Consider the following 7,906-nt stretch of genomic DNA (forward strand, 5'->3'; position numbering starts at 1 on the left):
CGCCGGGGGCGGGGGGGGCCCGGGGCGGCCAACGGGGCGGGGGCCCGGCCGGGGGGGGCGGGGGCGGCCCAGGGGGCCGGGGCGGAGGTGTGCGGGGCGGTGCCCGGGGGCGGCGGTATGGGGCGCGGAGGGGACCAGCTCGGCCGGGGGGTCGCTCCCCCGCTGTCGAAACCGGCGCTCACCCGGTGCCCCCTCACGGCCGCACGGCGGTCGGCCCGTTCACACGATGGACTGCGGCGTCACTCTACTGGGCGCGGCGACGTCACGACGCGTCAGTACGGATCACTTGCCCCTACCGCTCGGTAGGGGCATTCTGGCAAGCTTCGCGCATGTCTGATCGCGGAGCAGCTCGCGCCCGGTACGACCGGGCCACCGCCCACCTCGACGCGCCGGTGGCGATCGTGGACCTGGAGGCGTTCGACGCCAACGCGGACGACCTGGTCCGCAGGGCGGGCGGCAAGCCGATCCGGGTGGCGTCCAAGTCGGTCCGCTGCCGCGCGCTCCTGGAACGGGTGCTGGAGCGGGACGGCTTCGAGGGGATCATGTCCTTCACCCTCGCCGAGTCGCTGTGGCTGGCGCGGTCGGGCTTCGACGACGTCCTGCTGGCGTACCCGTCGGCGGATCGTTCCGGCTACGCGGAGCTGGCCGCGGACCCGAAGCTGGCGGCCGCGGTGACCGTCATGGTCGACGACGCGGCGCAGCTCGACCTCATCGACTCCTCGCGCGCGGGCGGCTCCGAGATCGTCCGGGTCTGCCTGGAGCTGGACACCTCGCTGAAGATGCTGGGGGGCCGGCTCCGCATCGGGGCGCTGCGCTCCCCGCTCCACCAGCCCGAGCAGATGGCCGCGCTGGCCAGCGAGGTGTCCCGGCGGCCCGGGTTCAGGCTGGTGGGGATCATGGCGTACGAGGGCCATGTGGCCGGCGTCGGCGACTCGGTCGGCGGCCGGCCGCTGCGTTCGCGCGCGGTGCGGCTGATGCAGGCGACGGCACGCCGGGAGCTGGCGGCGCGGCGCGCGGAGGTCGTCCGGGCGGTGCGGGAGGTGGCGCCCGGGCTGGAGTTCGTCAACGGCGGCGGGACGGGCAGCGTGCAGAGCACGGCCGCCGAGGACGCGGTGACGGAGATCGCCGCCGGGTCGGGCCTGTACGTGCCGCGGCTGTTCGACAACTACACCTCCTTCCGGGGCCGTCCGGCGGCGCTGTTCGCGCAGCCCGTGGTGCGCCGCCCGGGGGTGGGCGTCGTCACCGTCCTCGGCGGCGGCTACCCGGCATCGGGCGCGGCGGGCCGGGACCGGCTGCCGGTGCCCCACCTGCCGCAGGGGCTGCGCTACGACCCCCAGGAGGGGCCGGGCGAGGTGCAGACGCCGCTGATCGGGACGCCCGCCGACGACCTGCTGATCGGCGACAAGGTGTGGTTCCGGCACGCCAAGGCGGGCGAGCTGTGCGAGCGCTTCGACACGCTGCAGCTGATCGAGGGCGACCGGGTGGTACGGGCGGTGCCGACGTACCGCGGCGAGGGCAAGACGTTCCTGTGACACCCGGACGCCCGGACGCCCGGACGCCCCGGCCGGACGGACCGGACCGGGGCGCCCGCGCGCGGGGGCGGTCACACGCCGGTGCCGCCGCCGGAGCCCGAGGCCTTGATGCCCTTGGTGATCTCGTCCATCACGGCGAGGCCGGGCGCCTTGGGGTTGACGTCGAAGCCGTAGCGGACCAGGACGAGCCGGTCGGGGTCCGACGGCGAGGGGAACACCAGCGACTGGACGTAGCCGTCGTCGCCCCTCTCGGTGACGACCTTCCAGCGCACCAGGTAGCCCTGCTCGCCGGCGACCGTGACCTTCTTCGACAGCAACTGCGTGTGCGAGGTGATGTCGCCGTAGACCTTGCCGCCGTAGGCCCCCTCGGCGTTGCCGGCGATGTCCTCCTTGGCCGCGGCCTCGGCGGTGGTGGACTTCAGCTTCACCGACGAGGCGGGCATGGAGAAGACACCGCCGCGCAGGCAGGTGCTCGAGGCGTCGCCGGGGCAGGCGTACTCGCCCACGCTGAGCTCCGCGAGCCCGTACCGGCTGGTGGAGCCGGTCCAGCCGTCGGGCACGGGCAGGCTGACGCCGTCGACGGCGTCCAGGGCGAAGCCGGGCTCGCTCTTGGGCACGTCCTGCGGGCCGCCGCCGTCCGGACCCCCACCGCCCGGGCCGCCGTCGTCGCCCTCCGGGCCCTGCCCGGGGGCCGTGAACGAGGGGGCGGGCCGGGCGGAGTCCGCGCTGTCGCCGCCGCTCCTGCCGAGGGCGACGACGCCTCCGATCACCGCGCCGGCCACCACGACCGCGGCGACGACGGCGATCGCTATCAGACCGCCGCGCCGCTTGCGGGGGGCGGCGGGGAACGCGCCGGGGTAGCCGGGGTACTGCGAATGGCCCGGCGCCCCGGCGCCGAACGCCGGGACGGGGGGCGGGGCCGTGCGGGTGTACTCGGTCCACGCGGTCCCGTCCCACCAGCGCTCCAGAGCGGGCCCGTTGCCTGTCTGCCCGGGCTCTGGGTACCAGCCGGGCGGGGTCGTCATGGTCACGGCGTCACCTTAAGGCCCGGCCCTTAAGATTCCCGTCAGTCACCCGGTCACAGAGGGGTCACGTACGCCCCCGCGATGCCCCCGTCCACCAGGAACTCCGCTCCGGTGATGAAGGACGCGTCGTCGCTGGCGAGGAAGGCCACGGCGGCGGCGATCTCCTCCGCCTCCGCGAAGCGGCCCACCGGGATGTGCACCAGGCGGCGCGCGGCGCGCTCCGGGTCCTTGGCGAACAGCTCCCGCAGCAGCGGGGTGTTGACCGGTCCCGGGCACAGCGCGTTGACCCGGATGCCCTCCCGTGCGAACTGCACGCCCAGCTCGCGGGACATCGCCAGCACGCCGCCCTTGGAGGCGGTGTACGAGATCTGCGAGGTCGCCGCACCCATGACGGCCACGAAGCTCGCGGTGTTGATGATCGAGCCCTTGCCCTGGCGCTGCATGTACGGCAGCGCCGCCTTGCAGCACAGGTACACCGACGTGAGGTTGACCTCCTGGACGCGGCGCCAGGCGTCGATGCCGGTGGTGAGGATCGAGTCGTCGTCGGGGGGCGAGATTCCGGCGTTGTTGAAGGCGACGTCGACCGAGCCGTAGGTGTCGTACGCCGCCTTGAACAGCGCCTCCACCTGCCCGGCGTCGGTGACGTCGACCTCGACGAACAGCCCGCCGACCTCCTCGGCGGCCGCCTTGCCCGCGGCCTCGTCGATGTCGGCGCACACCACGTGCGCGCCCTCGGAGGCCAGCCGGCGCGCCGAGGCGAGCCCGATGCCGCTGCCGGCGCCGGTGACCACCGCCGTCCGGCCCACCAGGCGGCGGCACACCACTGCTTCTGCTTCCGTCATTGCCGGGATCACTCCTCCGTGCTGATGAAGACGTTCTTGGTCTCGGTGAAGGCGGCCAGCGCGTCCGGGCCGAGCTCACGCCCGAGCCCCGACTGCTTGAACCCGCCGAACGGTGTCCAGTAGCGCACCGAGCTGTGGGAGTTCACCGACAGGTTGCCGGCGGCGGTGCCCCGGGCCAGTCGCAGGGCGCGGCCGACGTCCCGGGTCCAGATCGAGCCCGACAGGCCGTACGGGGTGGCGTTGGCCAGGCGAAGCGCGTCGGCCTCGTCCTCGAAGGGCAGCACGACGGCCACCGGGCCGAAGACCTCCTCCACCGCGACGCGCTCGGCCGGGTCGGCGGGGGTCAGCACGGTCGGCGGGTACCAGAAGCCCTTGCCCTCCGGGGCCGTGCCGCGGATCGCGACGGGCGCGTCGGGGGCGACGTGGACGCGGACCCGGTCGCGCTGCGCGGCGGAGATGAGCGGGCCCATGCCGGTGGCCGGATCAGCCGGGTCGCCGACCCCGACGGCCAGGACGGCGGGCTCCAGCAGTTCCATGAAGCGGTCGTACACCTGGCGCTGGACCAGGATCCGGGTGCGGGCGCAGCAGTCCTGCCCGGCGTTGTCGAGGAAGGCCATCGGGGCGGTCGCCGCGGCCTTCTCGAGGTCCGCGTCGGCGAAGACGATGTTCGGCGACTTGCCGCCGAGCTCCAGGGTGAGCCGCTTGAGCGTGCCGGCGCACGTGGCCATGATCTGCTTGCCGACGCGGGTCGACCCGGTGAAGACGATCTTCGCGACGCCCGGGTGCTCGACCAGGGCCGCCCCCGCGACCGGGCCCCGGCCGGGCAGCACCTGGAAGAGGTGCTCGGGCAGTCCCGCCTCCAGCGCCAGGTCCGCCAGGCGCAGCGCGGTCAGCGGGGTGGTCTCGGCGGGCTTGAGGATCACCGCGTTGCCCGCCGCGAGCGCCGGTGCGGTCCCCCAGGCGGCGATGGGCATGGGGAAGTTCCAGGGCGCGATGACACCGACGACGCCGAGCGGTTCCAGGAAGGTGACGTCGATGCCACCGGGCACCGGGATCTGCCGGCCGCTGAGCCGCTCGACGCCGCCCGCCGCGTAGTCGAGCAGGTCGCGGACGTTGCCGGCCTCCCAGCGGGCGTTGCCCACCGTGTGGCCCGCCTCCCGCACCTCCAGGGCGGCCAGTTCCTCCACGTGCGCGTCGACCACGGCCGCGAAACGCCGCAGCAGCCGCGCGCGGTCGGCCGGGGCCAGGGCCGCCCAGGCGGTCTGGGCGCGGGCCGCGCGGGTGACGGCGGCGTCGACGTCCTCCCGGCGGGCCGCGGGGACGGTGGCGATCACCTCCTCGGTGGCCGGGTTGAGCACGTCCAGCGCTTCGAGCGGTTCGGGTGCTTCGGGCACTCGCTGCCTCACATGCGTTCGAAGGAGCGGTAGCGCTCCCAGTCGGTCACGGCGGTGTCGTACGCGTCCTGCTCGACGCGGGCCATGTTCAGGTAGTGCTCGACGACCTCGTCGCCGAAGGCCGCCCGGGCGATCGGGCTGGCCTCCCACAGCTCGGCGGCCTCGCGCAGCGTGGCCGGCACGTGCGCCACCCCGTCGCTGGCGTAGGCGTTGCCCGTGACGGGCTCGGGGAGGGTGAGCTTCTGCTCCACGCCGTGCAGGCCGGCGGCGATCATCCCGGCGACGGCGAGGTAGGGGTTGACGTCACCGCCCGGCACACGGTTCTCCAGGCGCAGCGCGGACGGGGAGTGCCCGACCACGCGCAGGGCGCAGGTGCGGTTGTCGGGGCCCCAGGCGACGGCGGTGGGGGCGAAGGAGCCGGGCCGGAACCGCTTGTAGGAGTTGATGTTGGGCGCGTACAGCAGGGAGAAGTCGCGCAGCGCGGCGAGCTGCCCGGCCAGGAAGTGCCGCATCGTCTCCGACATGCCGCCCGGCTCGTCGCCCGCGAAGACCGGCCGCCCGTCCTCGTCGCGCAGCGAGAGGTGGATGTGGCAGGAGTTGCCCTCGCGTTCGTTGTACTTCGCCATGAAGGTGAGGGAGTACCCCTCCTGCGCGGCGATCGACTTGGCGCCGGTCTTGTAGACGCTGTGCTGGTCGCAGGTGACCAGGGCCTCGTCGTAGCGGAAGGCGATCTCGTGCTGGCCGAGGTTGCACTCGCCCTTGGCGGACTCCACGCGCATCCCGGCGGCGCCCATCTCGTTGCGGATGCGGCGCAGCAGCGGCTCCACGCGGCCGGTGCCGAGCAGGGAGTAGTCGACGTTGTACTGGTTGGCGGGGGTCAGGTCGCGGTAGCCGTTCGTCCAGGCCTGCTCGTAGGTGTCCTTGAAGACGATGAACTCCAGCTCCGTACCCGCGTACGCCGACCAGCCGCGCTCGGCGAGCCGCTTGGTCTGGCGACGCAGGATCTGCCGGGGCGAGGGGGCCACCGGCGTGGAGCCGTGGTCCAGCAGCCGCAGGTCGGCGACGACGAGCGCGGTGGCGGCGTCCCAGGGGGTGATCCGCAGGGTGCCGAGGTCGGGGTGCATGGCGAAGTCGCCGTAGCCCCGTTCCCAGGAGGACAGGGCGTAGCCGTCCACGGTGTTCATGTCGGCGTCGACGGCGAGCAGGTAGTTGCACCCCTCGGTGCCGTGCTCCAGGACGTCGTCGAGGAAGTGCCGTGCGGCGAAGCGCTTGCCCTGCAGCCGGCCCTGCATGTCGGTGAAGGCGACGACCACCGTGTCGATCTCTCCGGAGTCGACACGTCGTCGCAGGTCGTCGGTGCTGAGCGGGGCTGTTCGGTGCACCACGGGTGATCACCTCTCCTACCGGCCGACAGGTGATCCAAAAGTACGGGCCCGGGGCCCAGTTGGGTACGGTGCAAGAAGAATTCCGCGCGTCGCAGGGAGGCTCCCGTGGCCCGTCCGCTGATCGGTGTCAGCACCTACTGGGTCGACTCGGCCCGCTGGGGCGGCTGGGACCTGCCCGCCGCCCTGCTCCCCGCCGGGTACCCGCTGCTCGTACGGCGTTCCGGCGGCCTCGCCGCGCTGCTCCCGCCGGACGACCCCGCCCACGCCGCGGACGCCGTGGCCCGGCTGGACGGGCTGGTGATCGCGGGCGGCCCGGACGTCGAGCCCGCCCGGTACGGCGCCGAGCCCGACCCGCGCACCGACCCGCCCGCGCGGGAGCGGGACGCCTGGGAGCTCGCCCTCCTCGACGCCGCCCTCGCCGCCGGGGTGCCCCTGCTGGGCATCTGCCGGGGCATGCAACTGCTCAACGTCGCCCTCGGCGGCACGCTCGTGCAGCACATCGACGGTCACCGCGGCCCCCGGGTTGGCGCGTTCGGCGGCCACACCGTCAAGCCCGTCCCCGGCACGCGCTACGCGGAGGCGGTGCCGGAGGCCATGACGGTGCCCACGTACCACCACCAGGCGGTGGACACCCTGGGCCGCGGGCTGGTGGTCGGCGCCCACGCCGAGGACGGCACGCCGGAGGCCGTGGAGCTGCCGGGCGACCGCTTCGTGCTGGGGGTGCAGTGGCACCCCGAGATGGACGAGGACGAACGGGTGATGCGGGCGCTGGTCGCCGCGGCGGTCAGGGCTGCAGCTTGAGGCGGTCAGAGCTGCAGCTTGAAGCCGACGTGCGAGGCGGTGAAGCCGAGGCGCTCGTAGAAGCGGTGCGCGTCGGCGCGGGCCCGGTCCGAGGTCAGCTGCACCAGCGTGCACCCCAGGCGGCGGGACTCCTCGACCGCCCACTCGATCATCAGCGTCCCCAGGCCGCCGCCGCGGGCGTCGCGGTGCACGCGGACCGCCTCGATGACGGAGCGCGTCGTGCCGCGCCGTGACAGCCCCGGTATCACCGAGAGCTGCAGCACCCCGACGAGGGTGCCGTCCCGCTCGACGACGACCACGTGCTGGCCGGGGTCGGCGACGACGCGTTCGAACGCCGCGTAGTAGGGCTCCAGGTCGTCCGGGGTCTCGCGGCCGCGGCCGAGGCCGTCGTCGGCGAACATCGCCACGACGGCGGGGATGTCGTCGCGGGTGACGGGGCGGAAGTGGGGGTCGCTCATGCGTGCAGCGTAGATGTTGTGCGGGGGGTGCCCCTTGGGGCCGGTTGTTGTGTGCGGGTTGTGTGCGCCTGCGGGCGGCTGCGCCGGGCTGCCCGGTGGTTGTGTGCGGGTGCGTTGCGCCTGCGGCGGGCGGTTTCCCCGCCGCCCTCCCGATTGCCCGGCGCGGTCAGTGCGGGCCTGCCCACCGTGTGCCTGGGTCGGGGCCGCGCCGGCGCACGTCCTCAGCGCTCGCGGTATACGCCCACATCGTTCGACGCCGGGTCCGCCGCTCGTCGCTTCCGGGCGCACCCCGCCACACCCCCTCACGCCGGTTGGGGCGCATGACGGCCGGTGGGGGGTAAGTAGGCACCTGCGGCAACCCCGGACCGCTCTCTGAACCCCCACCGGCCGGTCAGCCGCCCCTACGACAGGAGGGGGTGTGGCGGGGTGCCCCCATGGGGATCCCCCCGGCCGAAGGCTGGGGGAGGGA

At 74.2% G+C, this 7,906-nt stretch carries 7 protein-coding genes; 2 read left to right on the top strand and 5 right to left on the bottom strand.

Going from position 1 to position 7,906, the window contains the following annotated elements; genetic code table 11:
• Nucleotides 1–329: 329 nt before the first annotated feature.
• Entirely contained in the window at nt 330–1,532 is a 1,203-nt protein-coding gene (locus tag PV350_RS41945) for an amino acid deaminase/aldolase (protein WP_500338651.1), read from the top strand.
• A 71-nt stretch (nt 1,533–1,603) separates the two neighbouring features.
• Here PV350_RS41945 and PV350_RS41950 read toward each other — a convergent pair whose 3' ends face one another.
• Genes PV350_RS41950 through PV350_RS41965 form a run of 4 tightly spaced genes read right to left on the bottom strand, consistent with a single transcriptional unit; the run spans nt 1,604 to nt 6,178 of the window.
• Nucleotides 1,604–2,557: a DUF2510 domain-containing protein gene (locus tag PV350_RS41950; RefSeq protein WP_500338655.1), complete on the bottom strand. Its 954-nt coding sequence runs from the start codon at nt 2,555–2,557 to the stop codon at nt 1,604–1,606.
• A gap of 53 nt (nt 2,558–2,610) precedes the next feature.
• The gene (locus tag PV350_RS41955; protein ID WP_499510896.1) at nt 2,611–3,399 is read right to left on the bottom strand and encodes an SDR family oxidoreductase; all 789 of its coding nucleotides are present in this window, start codon (nt 3,397–3,399) and stop codon (nt 2,611–2,613) included.
• 8 nt (nt 3,400–3,407) lie between these two features.
• Nucleotides 3,408–4,793 (bottom strand): aldehyde dehydrogenase family protein, encoded by a 1,386-nt coding sequence (locus PV350_RS41960; RefSeq protein ID WP_499510897.1) that lies wholly within the window; start codon nt 4,791–4,793, stop codon nt 3,408–3,410.
• A gap of 8 nt (nt 4,794–4,801) precedes the next feature.
• Entirely contained in the window at nt 4,802–6,178 is a 1,377-nt protein-coding gene (locus PV350_RS41965) for a glutamine synthetase family protein (RefSeq protein WP_500338653.1), read from the bottom strand.
• Between the two features lie 105 nt (nt 6,179–6,283).
• Here PV350_RS41965 and PV350_RS41970 point away from each other — a divergent pair, with 105 nt between their 5' ends.
• Complete coding sequence (locus tag PV350_RS41970; RefSeq protein ID WP_499510899.1) at nt 6,284–6,979, top strand: gamma-glutamyl-gamma-aminobutyrate hydrolase family protein; 696 nt, start codon at nt 6,284–6,286, stop codon at nt 6,977–6,979.
• Nucleotides 6,980–6,984: 5 nt separating this feature from the next.
• Here PV350_RS41970 and PV350_RS41975 read toward each other — a convergent pair whose 3' ends face one another.
• The gene (locus PV350_RS41975) at nt 6,985–7,437 is read right to left on the bottom strand and encodes a GNAT family N-acetyltransferase (protein WP_499510900.1); all 453 of its coding nucleotides are present in this window, start codon (nt 7,435–7,437) and stop codon (nt 6,985–6,987) included.
• Between the last annotated feature and the right edge of the window lie 469 nt (nt 7,438–7,906).

Source organism: Streptomyces sp. PA03-6a (genome assembly GCF_033792765.1).
In the GTDB taxonomy this organism is placed as follows: Bacteria; Actinomycetota; Actinomycetes; order Streptomycetales; family Streptomycetaceae; genus Actinacidiphila.

Excerpts from the sequence above, each read along its gene's own strand:
- PV350_RS41945 (WP_500338651.1), top strand. The coding sequence starts at position 330 with ATGTCTGATCGCGGAGCAGCTCGCGCCCGGTACGACCGGGCCACCGCC.
- PV350_RS41950 (WP_500338655.1), bottom strand. The coding sequence starts at position 2,557 with ATGACGACCCCGCCCGGCTGGTACCCAGAGCCCGGGCAGACAGGCAAC.
- PV350_RS41955 (WP_499510896.1), bottom strand. The coding sequence starts at position 3,399 with ATGACGGAAGCAGAAGCAGTGGTGTGCCGCCGCCTGGTGGGCCGGACG.
- PV350_RS41975 (WP_499510900.1), bottom strand. The coding sequence starts at position 7,437 with ATGAGCGACCCCCACTTCCGCCCCGTCACCCGCGACGACATCCCCGCC.